The sequence below is a fragment of the Mesorhizobium sp. LCM 4576 genome, assembly GCF_001854815.1.
Lineage (GTDB): Bacteria > Pseudomonadota > Alphaproteobacteria > Rhizobiales > Rhizobiaceae > Mesorhizobium > Mesorhizobium plurifarium.
On record NZ_MDDT01000057.1, the window covers coordinates 492,283 to 513,352 of the forward strand.

23 protein-coding genes are annotated in these 21,070 nt (G+C 63.7%); 13 read left to right on the plus strand and 10 right to left on the minus strand.

Annotation, left to right across the window (positions count from 1 at the left end):
• Positions 1-107 precede the first annotated feature (107 nt).
• The 3 genes from LCM4576_RS28055 to LCM4576_RS28065 all read left to right on the plus strand — a co-directional run bounded on the left by LCM4576_RS28055 (position 108) and on the right by LCM4576_RS28065 (position 3,157).
• On the plus strand, positions 108-1,205 hold the full coding sequence (locus LCM4576_RS28055; protein ID WP_071035678.1) for a GNAT family N-acetyltransferase/peptidase C39 family protein: 1,098 nt from the start codon (positions 108-110) through the stop codon (positions 1,203-1,205).
• A 4-nt stretch (positions 1,206-1,209) separates the two neighbouring features.
• Positions 1,210-2,673, plus strand: coding sequence for a RimK family protein (locus LCM4576_RS28060; RefSeq protein ID WP_071035679.1), 1,464 nt, complete (start codon positions 1,210-1,212; stop codon positions 2,671-2,673).
• Between the two features lie 211 nt (positions 2,674-2,884).
• Positions 2,885-3,157, plus strand: coding sequence for a DUF3303 domain-containing protein (locus LCM4576_RS28065; RefSeq protein WP_040984213.1), 273 nt, complete (start codon positions 2,885-2,887; stop codon positions 3,155-3,157).
• Positions 3,158-3,191: 34 nt separating this feature from the next.
• Here LCM4576_RS28065 and LCM4576_RS28070 read toward each other — a convergent pair whose 3' ends face one another.
• Complete coding sequence (locus LCM4576_RS28070) at positions 3,192-3,584, minus strand: RidA family protein (protein ID WP_071035680.1); 393 nt, start codon at positions 3,582-3,584, stop codon at positions 3,192-3,194.
• A 73-nt stretch (positions 3,585-3,657) separates the two neighbouring features.
• Positions 3,658-4,593, minus strand: a complete 936-nt coding sequence (locus LCM4576_RS28075; RefSeq protein ID WP_071035913.1) for a LysR substrate-binding domain-containing protein — start codon at positions 4,591-4,593, stop codon at positions 3,658-3,660.
• Between the two features lie 85 nt (positions 4,594-4,678).
• Here LCM4576_RS28075 and LCM4576_RS28080 point away from each other — a divergent pair, with 85 nt between their 5' ends.
• Positions 4,679-5,596 (plus strand): fatty acid desaturase family protein, encoded by a 918-nt coding sequence (locus tag LCM4576_RS28080; RefSeq protein ID WP_071035681.1) that lies wholly within the window; start codon positions 4,679-4,681, stop codon positions 5,594-5,596.
• Positions 5,597-5,609: 13 nt separating this feature from the next.
• On the opposite strand, the gene LCM4576_RS28085 is transcribed toward LCM4576_RS28080, so the two are convergent.
• The 3 genes from LCM4576_RS28085 to LCM4576_RS28095 all read right to left on the minus strand — a co-directional run bounded on the left by LCM4576_RS28085 (position 5,610) and on the right by LCM4576_RS28095 (position 9,316).
• On the minus strand, positions 5,610-7,751 hold the full coding sequence (locus tag LCM4576_RS28085; RefSeq protein WP_071035682.1) for a bifunctional diguanylate cyclase/phosphodiesterase: 2,142 nt from the start codon (positions 7,749-7,751) through the stop codon (positions 5,610-5,612).
• A gap of 63 nt (positions 7,752-7,814) precedes the next feature.
• The gene (locus LCM4576_RS28090) at positions 7,815-8,453 is read right to left on the minus strand and encodes a YfbR-like 5'-deoxynucleotidase (RefSeq protein ID WP_071035683.1); all 639 of its coding nucleotides are present in this window, start codon (positions 8,451-8,453) and stop codon (positions 7,815-7,817) included.
• Positions 8,453-9,316 carry a folate-binding protein YgfZ gene (locus tag LCM4576_RS28095; RefSeq protein ID WP_071035914.1) on the minus strand — a complete coding sequence of 288 codons (864 nt, stop codon included), beginning with the start codon at positions 9,314-9,316 and terminating at the stop codon, positions 8,453-8,455. The genes LCM4576_RS28090 and LCM4576_RS28095 overlap by 1 nt, the downstream gene beginning before the upstream one ends.
• Positions 9,317-9,401: 85 nt before the next feature.
• Between LCM4576_RS28095 and LCM4576_RS28100 the strand changes: the two genes are divergently transcribed.
• Positions 9,402-10,733, plus strand: a complete 1,332-nt coding sequence (locus tag LCM4576_RS28100; RefSeq protein ID WP_071035684.1) for a dihydroorotase — start codon at positions 9,402-9,404, stop codon at positions 10,731-10,733.
• A 6-nt stretch (positions 10,734-10,739) separates the two neighbouring features.
• Here LCM4576_RS28100 and LCM4576_RS28105 read toward each other — a convergent pair whose 3' ends face one another.
• From LCM4576_RS28105 to LCM4576_RS28120, 4 genes are all read right to left on the minus strand, one after another.
• Positions 10,740-11,531, minus strand: coding sequence for a hypothetical protein (locus tag LCM4576_RS28105; protein ID WP_071035915.1), 792 nt, complete (start codon positions 11,529-11,531; stop codon positions 10,740-10,742).
• Between the two features lie 130 nt (positions 11,532-11,661).
• Positions 11,662-11,919, minus strand: coding sequence for a hypothetical protein (locus LCM4576_RS28110; RefSeq protein ID WP_071035685.1), 258 nt, complete (start codon positions 11,917-11,919; stop codon positions 11,662-11,664).
• A gap of 355 nt (positions 11,920-12,274) precedes the next feature.
• Positions 12,275-12,652, minus strand: coding sequence for a TIGR02301 family protein (locus tag LCM4576_RS28115; RefSeq protein WP_071035916.1), 378 nt, complete (start codon positions 12,650-12,652; stop codon positions 12,275-12,277).
• A gap of 71 nt (positions 12,653-12,723) precedes the next feature.
• Positions 12,724-13,149, minus strand: coding sequence for an NUDIX hydrolase (locus tag LCM4576_RS28120; protein WP_071035686.1), 426 nt, complete (start codon positions 13,147-13,149; stop codon positions 12,724-12,726).
• A gap of 117 nt (positions 13,150-13,266) precedes the next feature.
• Here LCM4576_RS28120 and LCM4576_RS28125 point away from each other — a divergent pair, with 117 nt between their 5' ends.
• The gene (locus LCM4576_RS28125) at positions 13,267-14,028 is read left to right on the plus strand and encodes an SOS response-associated peptidase (protein WP_071035687.1); all 762 of its coding nucleotides are present in this window, start codon (positions 13,267-13,269) and stop codon (positions 14,026-14,028) included.
• 111 nt (positions 14,029-14,139) lie between these two features.
• Here the strand turns inward: LCM4576_RS28125 and LCM4576_RS36055 are convergent, their stop codons facing one another.
• On the minus strand, positions 14,140-14,295 hold the full coding sequence (locus tag LCM4576_RS36055) for a hypothetical protein (RefSeq protein ID WP_116390227.1): 156 nt from the start codon (positions 14,293-14,295) through the stop codon (positions 14,140-14,142).
• 444 nt (positions 14,296-14,739) lie between these two features.
• Between LCM4576_RS36055 and cysS the strand changes: the two genes are divergently transcribed.
• The 7 genes from cysS to cimA all read left to right on the plus strand — a co-directional run bounded on the left by cysS (position 14,740) and on the right by cimA (position 20,778).
• Complete coding sequence (gene cysS / locus LCM4576_RS28130) at positions 14,740-16,182, plus strand: cysteine--tRNA ligase (RefSeq protein WP_071035688.1); 1,443 nt, start codon at positions 14,740-14,742, stop codon at positions 16,180-16,182.
• 202 nt (positions 16,183-16,384) lie between these two features.
• Positions 16,385-16,777 carry an endonuclease domain-containing protein gene (locus LCM4576_RS28135; protein ID WP_071035689.1) on the plus strand — a complete coding sequence of 131 codons (393 nt, stop codon included), beginning with the start codon at positions 16,385-16,387 and terminating at the stop codon, positions 16,775-16,777.
• The gene (locus LCM4576_RS28140) at positions 16,774-17,160 is read left to right on the plus strand and encodes a VOC family protein (protein ID WP_071035690.1); all 387 of its coding nucleotides are present in this window, start codon (positions 16,774-16,776) and stop codon (positions 17,158-17,160) included. Before LCM4576_RS28135 ends, LCM4576_RS28140 begins: the two co-directional genes overlap by 4 nt.
• A 21-nt stretch (positions 17,161-17,181) precedes the next feature.
• The gene (locus LCM4576_RS28145; RefSeq protein WP_071035691.1) at positions 17,182-17,673 is read left to right on the plus strand and encodes a GFA family protein; all 492 of its coding nucleotides are present in this window, start codon (positions 17,182-17,184) and stop codon (positions 17,671-17,673) included.
• Complete coding sequence (locus LCM4576_RS28150) at positions 17,670-18,146, plus strand: GFA family protein (protein ID WP_116390226.1); 477 nt, start codon at positions 17,670-17,672, stop codon at positions 18,144-18,146. Before LCM4576_RS28145 ends, LCM4576_RS28150 begins: the two co-directional genes overlap by 4 nt.
• Entirely contained in the window at positions 18,143-19,108 is a 966-nt protein-coding gene (gene pip / locus LCM4576_RS28155; protein WP_071035692.1) for a prolyl aminopeptidase, read from the plus strand. The genes LCM4576_RS28150 and pip overlap by 4 nt, the downstream gene beginning before the upstream one ends.
• Positions 19,109-19,161: 53 nt before the next feature.
• A complete protein-coding gene (gene cimA / locus LCM4576_RS28160; RefSeq protein WP_071035693.1) occupies positions 19,162-20,778 on the plus strand; it encodes a citramalate synthase in 1,617 nt (538 codons plus the stop codon).
• Positions 20,779-21,070 lie beyond the last annotated feature (292 nt).

Below are 21,070 nucleotides of genomic sequence, written 5' to 3' on the forward strand. Positions count from 1 at the left end.
TAATCAAGGAGCGATAGCGCTTGATGGATACTGGCGCTTCGGCCAGTATTCGCGACGCATCCACCGGGGCCGCTTCTTAAACCCAATCGAGGTTCTCCCTAGCCCGCATGCCTGCCGAGATCCGCAAGGCCCGCGCGTCAGACGTCGATGACCTCGCCGCCATCGAGAAGGCTGTTTTTCCGGGCGACAGGCTCTCGCGCCGCTCTTTCCGCCAGTTCATCGAACGCGAGACCGCCGAGATGCTGGTGGCCGAGAACGAGGGCCGCGTCGCCGGCTATGCGGTGGTGCTGTTTCGCAAGGGCAGCGGCGTCGCGCGGCTTTATTCCATCGCCGTCGGACCTTTCTTCGGCCGTCTCGGCATTGGCCGGCTTCTGCTGGCGGCTGCCGAGGAGGCCGCCTTCGAGCACGACCGGCTGCTGCTGCGCCTCGAAGTACGCGAGGACAATCATCGCGCCATCCGCATCTACGAACAGGCCGGCTATCGGAAATTGGGCCGCGAGCCCGACTATTACGAGGATGGCGCGACCGCGCTGCGCTATGAAAAGACGCTGCGCGGCGACACGCCGACCGCGACCAAGGTGCCGTTCTACCAGCAGACCTGCGAATTCACCTGCGGCCCGTGCTGCCTGATGATGGCGATGGCCAATTTCGATCGTGGCTTCGTGCCCGACCCGGTCATGGAAATCCGCCTGTGGCGCGAGGCGACCACGGTCTTCATGATGTCGGGTCCCGGCGGCTGCGAGCCCTTCGGCCTGGCCGTCGCCGGCTATGAGAGCGGGCTCGCCGCCGAGATTTTCGTCTCCTTCTACGGCGCCTTGTTCCTGCAGTCGGTGAGGAGCGAGGACAAGCGCCGGGTGATGGAACTCGCCCAAGTCGATTTCCGCCGCCGCGCCGAGCTTTACGGCATCCCTGTCAACTACCGTCCGTTCGGCATCGGCGACATCCGGGGCGCCCTTGCCGAGGGCAAGCTGGTGGTGGTGCTGATCAGCGGCTTCCTGATGTTCGGCAAGAAGGTGCCGCATTGGGTGCTGRCCATCGGCGACGATGGCGACCATATCCTGATCCACGACCCCTGGGTCGAGGATGAGAGGCAGGAAACGATCCTCGATGCCGCGAACATTCCGGTGCCCTACGACATTTTCATGAACATGGCGCAGTTCGGTCGCGACGGTTTGCGCGCCGCCATCACTCTGGGAAAACGCTGAGACAATGACCTGGGTTATCCTCACAGGCAGGCAAAACGACATCGATCAGGTGGCCACACCCCACAAGATCATCACCAATCGCGACTATCTCGCCCATCCGGCGCTGTTCCGCGGCCAGCGGCCAAAGGTGATCAACCTGTCGAACAACTACGGCTACCAGAGCCGCGGCTACTACGCCTCGCTGCTCGCCGGATCGCGCGGCCACAGGGTCATCCCGACGGTCGAGACCATGATCGACCTTTCGGAGCGCAAGCTCTACGAGCACGCGCTGCCGGAGCTGGAGCTTGCCTTGAACAAATGCCGCAAGGACCTCGGCGGCGCGTTCCCGGCCAAGGTCGCGATCTTCTTCGGCATCGGTCCGTCGAAAGTGTGGGACCGTTTCRCCAAGCTGTTGTTCGACTGGTTCCGCGCGCCGGCGCTCGAGGTCCACATCAAGGACAGCGCCGAATGGGCCTCGATCCGCAAGATCGGCTTTCTGCCGCTCGCCCGCATGACCGAGGACGAGGAAGAGCTCTTCCTGCAATGCCTGGAYACCTACACCAACCGCGAATGGCGCGACACCAAGGGCCGCACGCCGGYGCGCTACACATTCGCGACGCTGGTCGATCCGCATGAGGAACTGCCGCCGTCCGAGATTTCCTCGTTGCGCTATTGGGCGCGGATCGCCGAAAAGATGGGTGTCGAGGTCGAGCCGATCACCAAGAAGGACCTCGCCAAGCTCGCCAATTACGATGCACTGTTCATCCGCGAGACCACCTCGATCTCCAACCATACCTATCGCTTCGCGCGCCGCGCCCAGCAGGAAGGCATGCCGGTGATCGACGATCCGCTGTCGATGATCCGCTGCACCAACAAGGTCTATCTCAACGAACTGATGACCTACAACAAGGTGCCGGTGCCGCCGACGGTGATGATCGCCGGCACGTCCGATTTCGAGGTGGCGGCGCAGACGCTGGGTTTTCCACTGGTGCTGAAGATCCCGGATTCGTCCTTCTCGCGCGGCGTCAAGAAATGCGAGAACATGGCGGAGCTGACCAAGCTCGCGACCGAGTGGCTGGAAGATTCAGATCTCCTGATCGCGCAGAAATTCATCCCGACCGAATATGACTGGCGCGTCGGCGTGCTCGGCGGCCAGCCGCTGTTTGCCGTGCATTACCTGATGGCGAAGAAGCACTGGCAGATCGTCAACCACAAGGCCAGCGRCAAGCCCGACCAGGGCGGCATCAAGACCTTCACGCTGAAGCAGACGCCGCCGCATGTCGTCGAGACGGCGGTCAAGGCCGCAAAATGCATCGGCGACGGGCTCTACGGCGTCGACCTCAAGGAGACCAAGGATGGGGTCTTCGTCATCGAGGTCAACGACAATCCCAATCTCGACCATGGCTGGGAGGATTCCGGCGAGAAGGACGAGCTCTGGGTGCGGCTGACACAGTGGTTCCTGGAGCGTCTGGAGCGGCCGGAGAAGTAGCGGGGTGGGAAGGGGAAATGAGGAACTGAAGAACTGAGGAACTGAAGAATTGAAGAATGGGGTGCCTCGCGGAAAATCCGTCCTTGCACTATCGAATAATCATTTTCCTATCTCTTCAGTTCTTCAGTTCTTCAGTTCTTCAGTTCTTCAGTTCTTCAGTTCCTCAGTTCTTCAGTTCTTCAGTTCCCCATAACTCAACCGAGGGAAAAGAATGCTGTTCCTGGTGATCGAGGACTTTCACGGCGCGGACCGCAAGGAAATCTATCGCCGCTTCCGCGATAAGGGCCGGCTGAAACCCGACGAGCTCGTTGTCCACCACTCCTGGATCGCGGCCGACATGAGCCGCTGCTTCTTGTTGGTGGAGGCCGACGACGTCACGATCCTGCAGCGCTGGGCCATCGAGTGGAACGACCTCGTCGAGTTCGAGATCATTCCGGTGGCGACGAGCAAGGACATGGTCGCGGCTCTGGCCGGGCATCTTTGAAAGCCCTCAGCGCGCGTCGATTCCGGTCTCCTCGTCAAATGACCGCTATCGCGTCTACCTCTATGAGGTAGCCTGGAGACATGATCGCCACGCCGACAATCACATTCGCTGGCTTGTGATCTCCAAACAACGAGATCTGCGCGGCTTCGATCATCGGAACGTGTTCATCGCGGTCGTAGTCGACGATGTAGATCGTGATCTTGCAGACCTGGTCGGGCCGCGCGCCAGCCGCCTTGAGCRCTCGGCCGAGATTGGCGAATGACAGGCGCGCTTGCGCCGCAAAATCACCATGCCCGACGAGCTTGCCGTGTAGGTCTTCCGGCTGCTGACCCGAGATGAACACCAGCTTGGATCCCGTCGCGACGACGACCTGCGTGTACATCTCCGGAACCGGCAGGTCAGCCGGATTGATGAGTTCGAGCGACATTGAAAAATCTCCGACTTCGTTCGACTGAAAAGCGAGGCGGGCACGAAGGATTGGTGCCCGTCACCGTAGTTCCCTAAACGAGTTTCTCGGATGGCTGGGTGCCGAGCGCCGGTGATTTGACCGCGCGCACGCATTCCCCGACCAGCCATTGCCGGAACGCACCCACGATATCGCGCCTTGYGCTGCGTTCGGGGATCRTCAGGCAATAGGGCTGGYGCAGTTCCAAGGATTGTGCGGCGGCCCGCACCAGTCTGCCATCCTCCAGCGCCCGGGCGCAATAGATGCCCTGCGCCAGCGCCACGCCCAGTCCTGAAATGGCGAGATCGAGTGCTGCACGCGAGGAGTTGGCCGAAAGGCCGCGCTGCGCCGCGCGGCCCGGCTCGCTTCCCGCCGCCGCGAACCAGTTGCGCCAGGATGGAAAGGACGCTCCGGTCGGTCCCCAATCGGTGTGGATTAGCGGCAGGCCGGCAAGGCTCTCGGACCCGGTCGCGCCGGCCAGCGTCGGCGCGCAGACGGGATAGACGGCGTCCCTGACGACCTCCTCGGTCGGATGTTCCCGGTAGTGCGGACCGTAGGAGAGGCGGATGTCGATCAATTCAGGATCGAACGGCACCGGATCGTCATCCCCTCTCAGCGATATGTCGGCGGCTCCATGGGATGCAATAAAGCTGACGATGCGCTCCGAAAGCCAGCCCATCGCCATGGAGGGCGGCACCGAAACGACGAGCCTAKGGCGGAAGGCATCACCGCCGACGTCGCGGGCGACACTGCTGATCTCGCGGAAGGCCATGCTGAGCCGCGGCAGCATCTCCACTCCCGCCTCGGTCAGCACGGCCCGCCGGTTGATCCGATGGAACAATTTTCGCCCCATCTGCTCCTCGACGGTGCGGATAAGCTGGCTGACGGCCGCGGCCGAAATCGACAGTTCCTCCGCCGCGGCRGCGAAGCTGCCTGTGCGTGCCRCCGCTTCGAAAGCCTGAAGTCCGCGTAGGGAGGGAAGGGTGGCCATGATCATTTAAAAAGATAAGTTGACCTTATCTATTTTGCAGAAATCCTCGTTTTTCGAAAGGTTTCTTTCTGGGTATCGTGGCTGCATGAACGCAGTCGACCATCACGCAACCGTAGACCATCGCCAGGTCATAGCCTCGCTGACCAATGAGCAGCGCAGCCGGCTGACTGGTAAGTCCGATGGGCCGGGCCTTCTCCAGTTCGCCCTCCATCTCGGCGCGATCGTCGTCCTTGGCGCGCTGATCGGGGCACGTGTGCCGTACTGGCCGGTCCTGATGCTGCCGCAGGGCATCCTGATCGTGTTCCTGTTCACGTTGCTGCACGAGACCGTGCACAGGACCGCGTTCGAAACGCAGTGGCTGAACGATACGGTCGCGCGGTTCTGCAGCCTGGCGATCGCGCTGCCGGCCGACTGGTTCCGCTACTTCCACCTCGCCCATCACCGCTTCACCCAGGATCCCGAAAACGATCCGGAGCTGGCTTTTCCGAAGCCCGAGACGATGCGGCAATACATCGTCCATGTCTCAGGCCTGCCGGTGTGGCGCGGGCATTTCAAGACGCTCTACACCAATGCACTGGGGCGCTGCCGCGACAGCTACGTGCCGCCGAAAGGTCTGCCGAAGGTGAAGGCCGAGGCGCGGGCGATGATCGCCTTCTATGTCGTCCTGCTGGCGCTTGCCGTCTGGTTCAAGGCATGGGTGGTGCTCACTGTCTGGATCGTGCCGGCGCTGCTCGGCCAGCCGTTCCTGAGGCTTTATCTGCTGGCCGAGCACGGCCGCTGTCCGTTCGTCGCCAACATGCTGGAAAACACCCGCACGACGCTGACCAACGGGTTCGTGCGCAAGCTCGCCTGGAACATGCCCTACCATGCCGAGCACCACGCCTATCCCGGCGTGCCGTTCCACCAGCTGCCTGAATTCCATCGGCTGATCGAGCGGCATCTCAAAGTGGTCGAGCCCGGTTATGTGAGCTTCCACGAGAAATATGTCGGTGCGCTACGCTGACTGAGGGCGTCACTCAGCCCGATTGGCGCTGCAGTGCCTGCGAACGCAGCAGCCGGCTCATATCGGACGGCTTRCCCGGCAAGCCGATCAGATAGCCTTGCGCCTCGCCGCAACCGGCCTTGCGCAGCATGTCGAGCTGCGCTTCGGTCTCGACGCCCTCGGCGGTGACGGTGATGCCGAGCTCGGCTCCGAGCCCGATTACCGTGCGCACGATCGCTGCCGTGTCGCGCCTGTCGAGGTCGCGGATGAAGGAACGGTCGATCTTGATCTTGTCGACGGGGAAGCRCCGGAGGTAGCCGAGCGAGGAATAGCCGGTGCCGAAATCGTCGAGCGCGATGCGCACGCCGAGGCCGCGCAATTGGCTCAGCGTCCTCAGCACCGCGTCGCTTTCATCCATCATCACCGTTTCGGTGATTTCTAACTCCAGACGGTTGGCCGGCAGGCCGGAAAAGGCGAGTGCGGCGATCACACTGCGGGCGAAGCCGCCGCTTTTGATCTGCGCGGCCGAGACATTGACGGCCATGCGCATGTCACGAGGCCAATTGGCGGCGACGTTGCACGCCTTGCGCAGCGCCCAATCGCCGAGCTGCACGATCAATCCCGTCTCCTCGGCGGCGGGAATGAAGTTTTCCGGCGATACAAGGCCGCGCGACGGCGAGCGCCAGCGCATCAGGGCTTCCGCGCCGACGATTTTGCCGGAGCCGATGTCGAGGATCGGCTGGAAATCCAGCTCGAATTCGCGCTTGGAGAGTGCAGCCTCGAGATCGACCTCGAGCGCCCGGCGCTCCCGCATCAGCGCATCCATGCCCGGCTCGAAGAAGCGATAGACATTGCGGCCTTCGCTCTTGCCGCGGTAGAGCGCCATGTCGGCGTTGGGCAGCAGCGTATCGGCATCGTGTCCGTCGCCGGGATAGAGCGCGATGCCGAGGCTTACGCCCACATGCATTTCACGCCCCTTGTCGCGGTAGGGCTTGCCGACGATCTCGACGATGCGCTTTGCGAGCTTTTCGGCATCTGCGGCGCTCTTGATGCCCGACTGGATGATGGCGAACTCGTCGCCGCCGAAGCGTGCCACCACATCCTTGCTGCCGCGCACCGCATGCTGCAGCCGCTTGGCCACGCATTTCAGCAGCCAGTCCCCGGCCGGGTGGCCGAATGTGTCGTTGACGGCCTTGAAGCGGTCGAGGTCGAGCGAGAGGATCGCCAGCGGCTTGGCCTTGGCCTCGCCGAGCGCCTGATCCAGCTTTTCGCGAAACATCGAGCGGTTGGGCAGATTGGTCAGCGTGTCGTGATGCGCAAGATGCGTCATGCGCGCTTCGACACGGCGCCGTTCGGTCACGTCCTCGAAGGTCGCAACCCAGCCGCCGCCGGCGAGCGGCCGGCGGGAGACAAACAGCGTGCGGCCGTCGACGAGTTCGCGATAGCTCGACCGCGACTGGCCCGCGTCGAGGGCCGCCTTCGTCTTTGCCACCTCGATATCGACTTCAACAGGCACGAATATGCCGAGACCAACGAGTTTCGCCAGCATCTGACCATGCGTCATGCCGAGCGCGAAATCGGCGGYCTTCGCGTTGCACAGATCCAGGAAGCGCTGGTTGCGAACGATCAGGTGGCCCTCGGCGTTGTACATCAGCAGGCCTTGCGACATGTTGGCCAAAGCAGCGTCGAAGCGGCGATATTGCTCTTTCAGCTCGGCTTCGGCGCGCCGCTGCTCCGTCACATCCTCGTAGATCGACACCCAGCCGCCGACCGCGATCGGCCGGTGCGAAATGACGATGATGCGTCCGTCCGACAGAATTTCCTCATAGGTCGAAGGCTTGGCGCGGTCGATGTAAGGCTTGCGGATGGCATAAAGCTCGTCGGCGCTCTGCCCAGCGATGCCTATGTCGACGCTGTGCTGCAGGATGTCGAAGAAACGAATGCCTGGCTTCACCACCTTGGCGTCCAGGCGGAAGATGTCGATGTAGTTGCGGTTGCATATGATCATCCGCTCGTCGGCATCGAACATGCACAGCCCATGCGACATGTTCTCGACAGCCGCCGCGAAGCGTTCGTTCTGGGCCCGTAGTTCCTCCGCGATCCGTCGTGCCGGACCAATAGCGGCCGTTCTTCGCTTGCCGGCGGTGGAAGCCGTCTTGACATGAACGCCGGGCATGAGCACGCCTTCGGACCGTGACCGAACGCGATACTGTCCTGCTCGCCGGTTAATTTAGCGTTCTTATGGAACCGAATTTACCACAAGCGAGGATTGGCGCTTGGCTTCCAGCGCCTTGAAACGCTTCAGAAAAGCCGTTTGTGCCCAGGTCACGGATTTTGGCGTGAAGTCGAAGCGGTCGGCCGAAAAACCGCGCGGCCGGCCGAAATATTCGGTCGCCTCCGCCGTCGAGAAGCCGGCCAGCAGCGTCGCCTCGTAATAGGCGGCGATCTGGTCGGCACGCTTGATGTCCTTGCGCCAGGCCGCGTTAAGCTCCGCCGGCAGCGAGAAACGCAGGTGGATGGCGCGCTGTAGGCGCAACTCGCAGTCCTTGTAGGAGCCGCCCATCACCGATTTGAACGGCGAGATCATGTCGCCAATGACATATTCCGGCGCGTCGTGCAGCAGCGCGGCGAGCCGCGCCTCGACCGTGGCCTGCGGCGCCAATTCACCGTAAAGCGCTTCGACCAGCAGCGAATGCTGCGCAACGGAAAAGGCATGGTCGCCGCTGGTCTGGCCGTTCCAGCGCGCGACGCGTGCAAGCCCATGCGCGATGTCGGCAATCTCGATGTCGAGCGGCGAGGGGTCGAGCAGGTCGAGCCGCCGGCCCGAAAGCATGCGTTGCCAGGCGCGCGGCGGCGCGCCTGCCCGGTCGGCCGCCATCAGGCCTCCTCCGCGCTGGCCGCGTCCTGCGGGAAGGCGAATTTCGCCCAGGCGGGAATCGCGAGCTTCACCGGAGTCTCGCCCGCCATGATCGCTTCGCCGGCGTCGATCGCCGCCTTGACGCGGTCGATGCGGGCAACGGCAAGACCGGTCCGGCCGTCGACAGACCCGAGCGTCCCCACCGGCCGCCCGGCGACCGTGAGCTCGGCCCCGGCAGCGGGCAGGGGGCTATCGGCCGACGCTATCAGCACACGGCGTCTGGCGGTGCCGCGATGCTGCATGCGCGAGACGACCTCCTGGCCGATATAGCAGCCCTTCTTGAAGCCGACTCCGCCAGTTTCGTCKAGCAGCACATCATGCGGGAATGCGTCGCCAAGCTGGTAGTCGCTGCCGCTTTCGGCAATGCCATAGCCTATGCGAATTTTTTGCCAGGTATTTGGATCGTCACCGTCCTTTGTTTCGCCGCCATAAGTGCGGCTGATCGCAATGTCGCGAAAACGCGTGTCGRCAAGCGCCGTTGAATCAGAAACTGAGCGGCTTGAATCATCGCCCCATGCGATCGTGACAAGCGCCTGATCCTGCTTGGCAATATCGGCCTTCGCCCTTAGCCGGTAAARCATCAGGCGGCGCACGAAGTCGTYGGCGATGTCGGCACGGCATTCCAGGTGGAAGGCGTTGTCACCGGCGCGCGAGATCAGGAAATCGAACAGGATCTTGCCCTGCGGCGAAAGCAGCGCACCGGGCTTTGCCTCGCCGTGCCGGAGCGCATCGAGATCGGTGGTGAGGATGTTTTGCAGGAAATGCTCGGCGTCGGGGCCTGACACGGAAATGAGCGCGCGGTCTTTGAGCTGGGCAAAGGGCATGAGCGTGAAATCGGCCTGATCTTGCAAAACGGTCGGTCATTACGTAAGCCGGCCACACTCCCCCCGCAAGAGATTGGACCTGCCTATGGCAACCACCTTCGACCTCATCCTGACAGGCGGCACCGTGGTCAACCATGACGGCGAGGGTCGTCGCGACATCGGCGTGAAGGACGCACGCATCGCGCGGATAGGCGATCTCGGCCAGGCCTCGGCCGGCGAAACCATCGACTGCACGGGCCTGCACATCCTGCCGGGCGTCGTCGACAGCCAGGTGCATTTCCGCGAGCCGGGGCTGGAGCACAAGGAGGACCTGGAGACCGGCTCCCGCGCGGCGGTGCTCGGCGGCGTCACCGCCGTCTTCGAGATGCCGAACACCAATCCTTTGACCACCGGCGAGGCCGCACTCGCCGACAAGGTGCGGCGTGYCACGAACCGCATGCATTGCGACTTCGCCTTCTGGGTCGGCGGYACGCGCGACAACGCGCGCGATGTCGGCGAACTGGAACGGCTGCCGGGAGCAGCCGGCATAAAAGTGTTCATGGGCTCGTCCACCGGCGACCTGCTGGTCGAGGACGATGAAGGCGTCGCCTCGATCCTGCGCAACACCCGCCGCCGCTCCRCCTTCCATTCGGAGGACGAGTTCCGCCTGCGCGAACGGCTCGGCGAGCGCGTCGAGGGCGATCCATCGTCGCATCCCGTCTGGCGCGACGAGATCGCGGCGCTGCGCTGCACGGAGCGGCTGGTGCGCATCGCCAGGCAGACACGCGCGCGCATCCATGTGCTGCACATCTCGACCGCCGAGGAGATCGTCTTCCTCCAGCAGCACAAGGATGTCGCGACCTGCGAGGTCACGCCGCATCATCTGACGCTGACGGCGGACGACTATGCCAGACTTGGCACGCTGATCCAGATGAACCCGCCGGTGCGTGACGCCCGCCACCGCGACGGCGTCTGGCATGGCGTTGCGCAAGRCATCGTCGATGTTCTTGGCTCCGACCACGCGCCGCACACGCTGGCCGAGAAGGCGAAGACCTATCCGGCCTCGCCGTCTGGGATGACGGGCGTGCAGACGCTGGTGCCGATCATGCTGGACCACGTCAATGCCGGCCGGCTCACCTTGCAGCGCTTCGTCGACCTTTCCAGCCACGGTCCGCAGCGCATTTTCGGCATGGCCAGGAAAGGCCGCATCGCCGCCGGCTACGACGCCGACTTCACGATCGTCGACATGAAGCGCCGCGAGACCRTCGCCAACGCCCAGGCCGGCTCCAAGGCCGGCTGGACGCCCTATGACGGCAAGGAGGTCACCGGCTGGCCGGTCGGCACCATCGTGCGCGGCACCCGCGTCATGTGGGAAGGCGAGATCGTGACGCCCGGCCAGGGCAGGGCGGTCGAGTTTTCCGAGGCGCTGCCGGTTTAAAGCGGCTCAATCCCCGGCCACAAAGAACAGCCACTGGCCCGTCGGCGTGATGCCCACACGATAGAAAATGTAGGCGCCGAACTGCTTCATGTCGTCATAGTCGCTGGCTGTGACCAGCTTGAACAATTCGACGCGCTGCCTGGGGTCGAGCTTGTCGAGCGGCAGCGCGAAGAAATACGGCCAGACATAGAGTTCCTGCGGCGTGCCGGCGTCGACATGCACATAGCCGGCCGAAAGCACCTCTTCCAGGATGGCGAGGATCTCCTGGCCGTCGCCGTCGCCCGAGAGGCCCTTCAGGAAGGTGACCGGGTCGCCGTCAATGTCGCCCAGCGACAGTTGCGTCATGGCATCGCCCTTGCCGATCAGCGGCCTCAGCTTCTCGATGTCGCCGCTTTTACAGGCCTCGATGATCAGCCCATGCATGCGCTTGACGGGTTCGGGAAGCGTGTTGAGGTCGTAGACGACCGCAGGCGGCGGCGCGTCCGGATCGGCGCGCGGGCTGGTGATGCCGCCATTGGCGGGCGGCGTTTCCGGCTCCTGCTTATCGGTGTCGTCGGYCGGCTGTCCGCCGTCCGTGGGCTTGGTRCCGGGCGCCTCCGGCATCGGCACGGCGGTGCCGGGCGCGGCGCTGTCGCCGTTGGCGGGCGGGACGACCGGGGAAGGCAGGTCCTCGCGCTGGATCTCGCTCAGCGCGTAGGAAGGCGTGCTGGCGAGGCACAGCGGCAACGCCAGACAGGAAGCGGCGATCAGGATGCTGAGGGCCAGCCCGCGTGGCCGGCCTGACATCGAAAATCTCACCGCTTGCCTCTCCATTGTTACCCGGCCTGGCCCGGGCCGCGCTCCGAACAATCAAGCGCATGGGTATGATGCCCAAACGGCGCGCCCGCGTCAAAACTCACTGTCAAAAAGTCGCTGTCAAAACAGGTGACTAGTGCTTGAGCCGTTCCGGTTCGAAGGCGCCGGCAATCACCTTTTCGCGCATGCGGTCGAGCAGCGCCAGCGCCGAGGTCTCGCCATTGGCGCGCAGCATCTCGCCGAAAGCCGTCTCCAGTGCTGCTTCGGCGATGATTTCCGGTTCGATGCYAGCCGACAGGCCTTCCGCCCAGGCTTCGCTGTGGCTCTCCACGGCTGTCAGGCGCTTTTCTTCCCTGACCAACGCGTCGATGTCGCTGACACCATGTTCCATTTGCGATGTCCACCTTCTGCAAGCGGCGATCCGACGGACGGATCCGGCTTGGTCTGCCAGTTCGTCTGCAGTCTCACTTAAGCCGTTGTAAATACGACATTTTTGGGGTCGAAATCTACATTGTGGGCGAGACTGCCCTCAATCGATGCCGAGCTTAGCCGATTAGACCGGCTCGCGGCATCAAAACCTTCAGTTTGAGTTAATTCCGCAAGTGCGCGCTAACGTTTCATTAACGCTGTTGCGCAAGCGCAACACATGATTGCACCAGAGCGGGACAGGAGACAATAAGGCACCTCACATTGGCGCCGATTGCCGCAAAAAAACTGCGTAAAACCTTGCGCCGGACGAGCCGGGCTCAATTCCCGTAGCGGGAGGCGATGTCGCGTGACAGCGTCTCGCCTTCCTTCATGTAGCGGGCGATGGCCTCGGCCGCCGAAGGCGTGCATTGGGTGTAGGTGCCGCTGAAGGAGCGGTAGCCCCGATTGAACGAGGCGATGAAGCGGGCGCGCCGGTCGGGATCGGGATTTTCCGACTCGAGCAGCTTTTCCATCTGGATCCGCCACTGGTCGCCTTTTTCACCGCAGAGATTGCGCAGGAAATGCAGCGATCCGAGCACCTCGGCCAGCCVCATCAGCCCCGGCTCGAAAGGCGCCTCGGCGGCGAGCGCCGGGGGTGCCGCTGCAGCGACGCTGACGGCGAGGCACGCGGCGAGAAAAGCGGAAGCGCGGGTCATCAAAGCCTTGCGATGAAAGGGCAGGGCTTTGTGGCGAAACATTTTGTCGCCTGCAAGGCCATTCTGGATGCTCACCGCCTGGCGCCTTGCGCGGGGCCAAGCAACGCCTCGGCGACAGAGAACACATCGCCGGCAAGCGGCATCCCTGCCATTTCCGCCAGCGTGTAGAACGCCGCGGTCTCGGCGTCGTCGTTTGCCACGGGCTCGCCGCCGGCATAGGCGGCGCCGAACACCGTCAGCAGATAGTCGACCGCGTGGTTTTCAGCACGGCCGTCGATATGGATGTCGCGAAGCGGGCGATAGCCCGTCGCCTTGAGCCCGGTTTCCTCCAGCAATTCGCGCGCCGCCGCCTCCGCCAGCGTTTCGYCCGGCTCGACCTTGCCGCCGGGATAGGCATAGAGCCCTTGCGACGGCGCTCGCGCACGTTTGACCAGAAGCACGGTGCCGCCGCGAACGACCGCGACGGAAACGGCCGGTATGATCTTGCGCTGTTCCATGCGTGCCGATCTTCCTGCAGGCTTTTGTGGACCGATTGGGCGAAACCAGCTTTAGCCGTTGCGGCGCGGCGGTTCCATCGCCACTTTCATGGTCCGTCAATTGGTGAGCCCAAATCCATGTGCGGACGCTTTGCCCTGACCGCCACGCCGGATCAGACTGCCGCCTTTCTCGGTCTGGCCGAGCTGGAGGAATTTCCGGCCCGCTACAACATAGCGCCGACACAGCCGGTGCTGATGGCGCTTGCCGGCCCGCCGCGGGAACCTGGCTCGAACCTGCCGGACCGCCAGGCGATGCTGGTGCGCTGGGGCCTGATCCCGGCCTGGGTCGAGGACACCAAGGCGTTTCCGCTGCTCATAAACGCCCGCTCCGAAAGCGTGCTGCAAAAAGCCTCGTTCAAGGCCGCCATGCGCCACCGGCGCGCTCTTGTGCCGGCATCGGGCTTCTACGAGTGGCAGCAGTCGGGTGGGGCCAGGGGGCAACCCTACTGGATCCGCCCGCGACGCGCCGGCGTGCTCGCCTTCGCCGGCCTGATCGAGACTTACGCTGAGCCTGGYGGTTCGGAGATGGATACCGGYGCGATCATCACGACCGAGGCCAATGCCGGCATCGCCCATATCCACGACCGCATGCCGGTGGTCATCGAGGAGCGCGACTTCGCCCGCTGGCTCGATTGCCGCACGCAGGAGCCGCGCGACGTGCTCGATCTGCTAAAGCCGGCCGATCCCGATTTCTTCGAGGCGATACCGGTTTCCGGCCTTGTCAACAAGGTCGCCAACACCGGGCCGGAGATCCAAGAGCGCGGCATCGTTTCACCGCAGGCCGAAAAGCCCGGGCGCCAGAAACCTGGCGCGGACGAAAACCAGATGAGCTTGTTTTAGCGAAGACTATCGGCCATGCGAGGCTGATTCCGGAGGCCTTCATCTCCAGGGCGCTCTCTAGCGCCCTCATCGACGGCGTCCCCATCATCGGGGACCGTGCCGATCGTGCCTTCAGGCGGCGCGCGGCGAGACGATCTTCTGCGCGGGCTTCTTCTTCTTCGCGGTATGGAGGAGGGCGGCGACGATGGCCGCCGGGCCGATCGCGCGGTAGTGGCTGGTGAGAGCCGGCTGCGTTTGTCGGTTCTGTTCCTGCTTGCTGCGAGCCATGATTCTCTTCCCTGGTAACGGTTTCGTGTTCAGCGTTTGGCGGCCGATTCCGACCAAATCGTGACATCTGGCGGTCTAGCCGGCGAATGTTTCATCACTGTGCCGACATGTTTAATAAAATGTTTCGGCCTGTTTTTACCTGTGATCCAACGACATCTTTCCTCAGTGGAGCGACTTGACGGCAACACCCGCCAGCGCGATAAAGCCCCCATGAAAACGTCTTTCGCCATTTGTGGCATTTGCATTATTGGCTAGCCTCGCGCTGGTCCGGACGTTTTCGCCTCATCTTTCCCCAGATCGGAAAAACGCCCCGGCCAGCAGGCTGGAGCCTGATTTGCGCTTTCGGCGCAGACAAGGCTCCGACCAGAGCATGATCCCGAAAAGTGGACACCGGTTTTCGGATCAGATCATGCTCAACTGAAGTAACGGATCGGAAGGGCACGCATGTCGGACGCATCGAAGGGCCTCAGCCTCTACAACACGCTGACGCGGACGAAGGAACGTTTCGTTCCGATCGATCCGCRCAATGTGCGCATGTATGTCTGCGGCCCGACCGTCTATGACTTTGCCCATATCGGCAATGCCAGGCCGGCGATCGTCTTCGACGTGCTTTTCCGCCTGTTGCGCCATCTCTACGGCGAAAGCCACGTCACGTATGTGCGCAACATCACGGATGTCGACGACAAGATAAATGCCAGGGCGCTGCGCGATTTCGGCGGCGAGATCGCGGCCGGAAAGCTGTCGCTCAACGACGCGATCCGCAAGGTCACCGAAAAGACCGCCGACCAATACCACAAGGATGTCGCGGCCCYCGGCTGCCTGCAGCCGACTTTTGAACCGCGCGCCACCGAGTTCGTCGCGCCCCGCGCCGACGGCAAGGCCGACATGCTGTCGCTGATCCGGCAACTCATCGAGCGCGGCCACGCCTATGTGGCCGGCGGCGAGGTGCTGTTCGATACCGCCTCGATGCCGGACTATGGCGAGCTCTCGAAGCGCAATCTCGACGAGCAGCAGGCGGGCGCGCGCATCGCGGTCGACGCGCACAAGAAGAACCCCGGCGACTTCGTGCTGTGGAAGCTGTCCACGCCCGAAGAGCCCGGCTGGGAAAGCCCGTGGGGCCGGGGCCGGCCCGGCTGGCACATCGAATGCTCGGCCATGTCGGCCGCCTATCTCGGCGAGATTTTCGACATCCACGGYGGCGGGCTGGACCTGATCTTCCCGCACCACGAGAACGAGATCGCCCAGTCGCGCTGCGCCCACGGCACCAAGGTCATGGCCAACGTGTGGATGCACAACGGCTTCCTGCAGGTGGAAGGCCAGAAGATGTCGAAGAGCCTCGGCAATTTCTTCTCCATCCATGAGCTGCTGGAGACCGAGACGTTCGGCGGTAGGAAATGGCCCGGCGAGGTGCTCAGGCTGGCGATGCTGATGACTCATTACCGCGAGCCGATCGACTTTTCCGTGCGCAAGCTTGAGGAGGCGGAAAACACGCTGCGCAAATGGAAGCGGGCGGCAGACCTGGCGCCTGCGGCCTCGACGGATCTGCCGACCGGGGTCGTGGAAGCRCTGTCCGACGATCTCGCCACCTACGCCGCCTTCCAGGGACTGACGCAGCTCGCCAGCGAAGCGGGCGACGCCGGCGGCGAGAAAGCCGCCGCTTCGTTGAAGGCAGCGCTGGCCTTCCTCGGCTTCGACGTCGGCGCGGCCAAGGTGGACGAGGCGGCGGTCGCCAAGGCGATCGCGGACCGGCTCACGCTGATCGCGGCGAAGAACTGGGCGGAGGCGGATCGGGTTCGCGACGAGCTGCTGGCGCAGGGCGTGCAGCTGAAGGACGGCAAGGACCCCGCGACGGGCGAGCGCGTGACGACGTGGGAGATCAAAAGGTGAGGGGCGATGCTCTCTTGATGGAGAGGTTGGAGCGAGGCCCCCCTCTCTGTCCTGCCGGACATCTCCCCCTCAAGGGGGGAGATTGGACGTCGCHTTGGCTTTCGCCAATCGCCGACGTTGACGATTTGGCGCCGTCGGCGAAGCTGCCGATCTCCCCCCTTGAGGGGGRGATGCCCGGCAGGGCAGAGAGGGGGGCCTCGCGATGACCCATCATCATGTATCGCCCGTCAGTCGCGGCAATGCGCGCAAGATGCGCAAGGCAATGACCGATGCCGAATTGAAGCTCTGGAATGAAGTTCGAGCAAACAGGCTGATGGACCTTTCCTTTCGGCGGCAAATGCCTATCGCCGGCTACATCGTTGACTTTGYCTGCCCTGACAAAAAGCTGATCGTCGAGATTGACGGCTCTCAGCACGCCCTTGCGGAAGTCTCGACTTCCGACTCGGCGCGCACTGCGAAGCTTGAAGCGCTTGGCTGGACCATCCTGCGTTTCTGGAACGACGACGTGATCCGCGATATCGACAATGTCTGCCAGCACATCGTCATCGCGGCCGGGCTGGCCGCCGCGCCACTAACGGAGGAGCTCGTTCCATGATCGATCATCTCGGCATCACCGTATCCGATTTCGACGCATCCAAGGCTTTCTACGACAAGGCGATGGCGCCGCTGGGGGCGTCGCTGCTCTACATGGTGCCGCAGGAATATACCGGTGGCRCCAAGGTCGGCGGCTATGGCCGCGACCGGCCGGTGTTCTGGGTGAGCGCAGGCAAGGAGAAGCCGAAGGACCACCAGCATATCGCCTTCACCGCGCGCAGCCGCGCCGAGGTCGATGCCTTCCATGCCGCGGCTCTTGCCGCCGGCGGCAGGGACAATGGCGCGCCGGGCCTGCGCCCGCACTATCACCCGAACTATTACGGGGCCTTCGTCTTCGATCCCGACGGCAACAATGTCGAGGCGGTCTGCCATGACCCGGAGTGAGCCGATGACCAGGAGCGAGCCATGAGCCTCGACAACAGGCCGGTCTACACCGGCGGCTGCCAGTGTGGCGCCGTGCGCTTCCGTGTCGAAGGCGCGCTGGGCGACGCCTCGGTCTGCCACTGCCGCATGTGCCAGAAGGCGAGCGGCAATTTCTATCTGCCGCTGGTGTCGGTGCGCGGCGCCACGCTCGACTGGACGCGCGGCGAGCCGAAACGTTTCCGCTCGTCCAATGCTGCTTGGCGCGGCTTCTGCGCCGAATGCGGCACGCCGCTGACTTTCGAGGCTCCGGACGGCGTAGCGCTGGCGATCGCCGCCTTCGACGACCCGGCCGGCATCGCGCCCACCATTCAATGGGGTGTCGAGGCAAAGCTTCCCTATGTCGACGGCATCCCGAAACTGCCGTCGGAGGAGACGATGGGCGATGTCTCGTCGGCGCCGTATCTCGCCGAGCTCGTCTCCTATCAGCATCCCGATCACGACACCGACCAATGGCCGCCGGAGGAAAAACCATGACCGATGAAGTTCGAACCGGCGGCTGCCAGTGCGGCGCCGTGCGTTTCCGCATCAAGGGCAAGCTTGGGCGCCCGTCCATCTGCCATTGCCGCATGTGCCAGAAGCAGTTCGGCAATTTCTTCGGCGCGCTGGTGACGGTGCCGAAGGACGGCGTCGAATGGACCCATGAGGAGCCGAGCTATTTCCAGTCTTCGGTCAACATCGATCGCGGCTTCTGCGCCCGCTGCGGCACGCCGCTGACCTACCGCCAGCCCGGCGCGCTGGAGATCGCCATCGGCGCCTTCGACGACCGCTCCGACTTGGCGCCCCAGATCCAGGTCAACTACGCCGTGCGGCTGCCCTGGGTGGAGAAGATCTTCGAGGCGCCGATCCTCGACGACCCCGATTTCTATCGACGGCAGGAGCAGATCATCTCCTTCCAGCATCCCGACCACGAGACGGCCAACTGGCCGCAGCAGGGCTTGAAACTATGACGATACACAGCGGTTCCTTGCGCTCGCTCTATCCCGAGATCGAGCCGTTCGAGTCGGGTATGCTCGACGTCGGCGACGGTCACACCATCTACTGGGAGCGCTGCGGCACCAGGGGCGCCAAGCCCGCCGTGTTCCTGCATGGCGGCCCGGGCGGCACCATCTCGCCGAAACACCGGCGGCTGTTCGACCCGAAGCTCTACGACGTCATCCTGTTCGACCAGCGCGGTTGCGGYAAGTCGACGCCCAACGCTTCGCTTGAGGCCAACACCACCTGGCACCTCGTCGCCGACATCGAGCGGCTGCGCGAGATGGCGGGCTTCGACAAATGGCTTGTCTTCGGCGGTTCCTGGGGCTCGACGCTGGCGCTCGCTTATTCGCAGTCGCATCCGCAGCGTGTCAGCGAGTTGGTCGTGCGCGGCATCTACACGCTCACCCGCGCCGAGCTCGAATGGTATTATCAGTTCGGCGTCTCGGAGATGTTCCCCGACAAATGGGAGCGCTTCCTGGCGCCGATCCCCGAGGCCGAGCGCGGCGACATGATGGCCGCGTATCGCAAGCGGCTGGTCGGTTCCGACCGCAAGGCACAGGTCGAGGCGGCTCGCGCGTGGAGCATCTGGGAAGGCGAGACGATCACGCTGTTGCCTGAGCCCGAGACCAGCGACCCGTTCGGCCAGGACGACTATGCGATCGCTTTTGCCCGCATCGAGAACCATTACTTCGTCCATGCCGGCTGGCTGGAGGAAGGGCAGCTTTTGCGCGACGCCTGGAAGCTCAAGGACATCCCCGGCACCATCGTCCACGGCCGCTACGACATGCCATGCCCGGCGAAATACGCCTGGGCGCTGCACAAAGCCTGGCCGAAGGCGGATTTCCACCTCATCGAGGGCGCCGGCCACGCCTATTCGGAGCCCGGGATCCTGGATCGGCTGATCCGGGCGACGGATCGGTTCGCGGGGAAATAGTGATGTACGTTCGCGCTCCACACTGAAGGAGCGCGGCATTTCGAGCTACTGCCATGACAAAGCAACGCCTTTATCTGTTCGACACCACCCTTCGCGACGGCCAGCAGACGCCGGGCATCGACTTTTCCGTCGAGGACAAGATCGCGATCGCCAGGCTGCTCGACGAATTCGGCATCGACTATGTCGAGGGCGGCTATCCGGGCGCCAACCCGRCCGACACGGCCTTCTTCCAGAAGAAGCGGACGGAAAGCGCGAAATTCGTCGCCTTCGGCATGACCAAGCGGGCGGGAGTCTCGGCTTCCAACGACCCGGGGCTGGCGGCGCTGGTGCAGTCGAAGTCGGATGCCATCTGCTTCGTCRCCAAGAGCTGGGACTATCATGTGCGCGTGGCGCTCGGCTGCACCAATGAGGAAAACCTGGAATCGATCAACGCCTCGGTCGAGACGGCAGTCGCGGCCGGCAAGGAGGCGATGGTCGATTGCGAACATTTCTTCGACGGATTCAAGGCCAACCCGGACTACGCGCTGGCTTGCGCGAAGACCGCCTTTGATGCCGGCGCGCGCTGGGTGGTGCTGTGCGACACCAATGGCGGCACGCAGCCCTCGGAAGTGCGCGAAATCGTCGGCAAGGTCATCGCCGGCGGCATCCCCGGCGACCATCTCGGCATCCACGCTCATGACGACACCGGCCAGGCGGTCGCCAATTCGCTGGCCGCCGTCCAAGCCGGCGTGCGCCAGATCCAGGGCACGCTGAACGGCATCGGCGAGCGCTGCGGCAACGCCAACCTCATCACCATCATCCCGACGCTTGCGCTGAAGCCCGCCTTTGCCGATCGCTTTGAAACCGGCATTTCGGCCGAGGATCTGACCGGAATATCCAGGCTTTCCCGCGCCTTCGACGAATTGCTCAACCGCGCGCCGGAAGCGCAGGCGCCCTATGTCGGCTCGTCCGCCTTCGCCACCAAGGCCGGCATCCATRCCTCGGCTCTCGCCAAGGAGCCGGCGACCTATGAGCACGTGCCGCCGGAAGCCGTCGGCAACCGCCGCCGCGTCATGGTCTCCGACCAGGGCGGCAAGGCGAATTTCCTCGCCGAGCTGAAACGGCGCGGCATTGAGGTGCCGAAGGACGATCATCGGCTCGACGCGCTGATCGCCGTCGTCAAGGAGCGCGAGGCGGAAGGTTACGCCTATGAAGGCGCCGACGCCTCTTTCGAGCTACTTGCGCGCAAGATGCTGCATGGCTTGCCTGAGTTCTTCACCGTCACCTCGTTCCGCTGCATGGTCGAGCGTCGCTTCGACGCCAACGGCCAGTTGAAGACGGTCTCGGAAGCGATCGTGAAAGTGCTGGTCGACGGCGAGGAGAAGATGTCGGTGGCCGAGGGTCATGGCCCGGTCAACGCGCTCGACATCGCGCTGCGCAAGGACCTCGGCAAGTACCAGAGCGAGATCGTCGACCTCGAGCTCGCCGACTTCAAGGTGCGTATCCTCAACGGCGGCACCGAGGCTATCACCCGCGTGCTGGTCGAATCGCATGATTCCACCGGCGCACGCTGGTGGACGGTCGGCGTCTCGGAAAACATCATCGACGCCTCCTTCCAGGCGCTGATGGATTCGATCATCTACAAGCTGATGAAGAACCGCGAGATGGCGGGACTGGTGGCGGCGGAGTGAGGGCTCCTTTCCTCTCCCCCGCGAAGCGGGGGAGAGGTGGCCCGGCGAAGCCGGGACGGAGAGGGGACGCCCTCCGCGAAGCCAGAGTCGATGCAGGGGAGGGTGCYAGGGCTGATTACAACGACACTTATCCCGAAGCAGTAATTGTCAGCCGCCGCGCTGACCCCTCTCCGTCCCGGCTCCGCCGGGCCACCTCTCCCCACTGCGTGGGGTGAGGAAGGGCGCCGAGCTCGTTTGAACCATCACCAACAGTCCGTTGATCCATCATAATTTTGTGATGGTCTTGGACGGT

Coding starts and splice junctions, on each gene's coding strand:
- LCM4576_RS36055 (WP_116390227.1), bottom strand. CDS start 14,295: ATGGCTCGCAGCAAGCAGGAACAGAACCGACAAACGCAGCCGGCTCTC.
- LCM4576_RS28080 (WP_071035681.1), top strand. CDS start 4,679: ATGAACGCAGTCGACCATCACGCAACCGTAGACCATCGCCAGGTCATA.
- LCM4576_RS28145 (WP_071035691.1), top strand. CDS start 17,182: ATGAGCCTCGACAACAGGCCGGTCTACACCGGCGGCTGCCAGTGTGGC.
- LCM4576_RS28065 (WP_040984213.1), top strand. CDS start 2,885: ATGCTGTTCCTGGTGATCGAGGACTTTCACGGCGCGGACCGCAAGGAA.
- LCM4576_RS28090 (WP_071035683.1), bottom strand. CDS start 8,453: ATGGCGGCCGACCGGGCAGGCGCGCCGCCGCGCGCCTGGCAACGCATG.
- LCM4576_RS28150 (WP_116390226.1), top strand. CDS start 17,670: ATGACCGATGAAGTTCGAACCGGCGGCTGCCAGTGCGGCGCCGTGCGT.